Genomic DNA, 1,062 nt, shown 5'->3' with positions numbered 1-1,062 from the left:
GTATCCCAAAGGCATACAGGTATCTGATGAAGATCTTCTAAAAGTGAATATGAAGATGGATGATTTTCATGGAGAGTGGAATTACACCATCTTACCGAACACAAGCTAATATGTTACAATAATATTATGACAGACTCTTAGTATAATTTTTTAATGCTATTTCAATCCGTCATTAAATAGCTTGGATTGAAAGTCTCGTTTTTCTTAAGCATGGTCCATGCAATCACCAATAACTTGGCAGCCAGTTTTACACGCATTTTTGTCCTAATGCCTCGTTCCCCGTGACGGCCATCTATCATGTCATGAAAAAGCCTTCTGAAGATTTCATTACAATTTGAAGCAACCAACCCTGCCTGGTATAATCCATATCGCAGATCAGTATCACCTTTTTTGGATATGACCGGAACACTATCACTGCTTGTTTTACCGCTGCGGTTAGCATTTAGATCCAGACCAGCTAAACGGATCACTTGTTTGCGACTTTTAAACCGGAACGGATTGCCGATGGTTGCCAAAACCAAAGCGCTTATATAGGGTACAAATCCTAGTATGGTCTGCAATAAACTATAACCATACAAATTTCCGCATACGGCTTTCATCTCGGCCATTACTTGTGAAACTTCTTGTCTCACTTTACGTATTCTATCAACTATCATTTGTGCTTCAAATACTGTTGCTGAGTTTACCGGCAACCCAACCGAGGGTTCGGCCAAATCGTATATCTTTTTTAAACGTTGAACCTGCCGATCCCCGCGATCTTTCGTTGTGACATGTTTGACAAACTCTTTAAAATCAGTTGACACAATTTTAATAGGGTCCAGATACCAACGGATAACAGCAAGATATTCATCTGCACAATTCTTCAAATAACAGTCTGCCTCTGGAAAATATTTGGTCAACAGGCTGTTTCTTATTTGCATTCTTAGGAGTTGTCACAAAATAACGTTTACAATTTATCTGTTGATCGATATGGCATTATTGTATAATTCCAATCTCCATGGAATTCATTACGACTGATATTTACTCGGCGAAGATCCTTATCTGATATTTTAATACCTTTCG

The 1,062-nt window shown here is 38.3% G+C and carries 1 protein-coding gene; it reads right to left on the bottom strand.

The annotated features are described in order from the left end of the window. Positions 1–161: 161 nt before the first annotated feature. On the bottom strand, positions 162–920 hold the full coding sequence (locus VXK47_RS09450) for a transposase (protein ID WP_435548532.1): 759 nt from the start codon (positions 918–920) through the stop codon (positions 162–164). Positions 921–1,062 lie beyond the last annotated feature (142 nt).

The organism is Desulfobacterium sp. N47, assembly GCF_051233685.1.
GTDB lineage: Bacteria > Desulfobacterota > Desulfobacteria > Desulfobacterales > RPRI01 > RPRI01.
The sequence above is the reverse complement of the archived record's forward strand: the minus strand, read 5'-3'. Positions and strand labels throughout refer to the sequence as shown.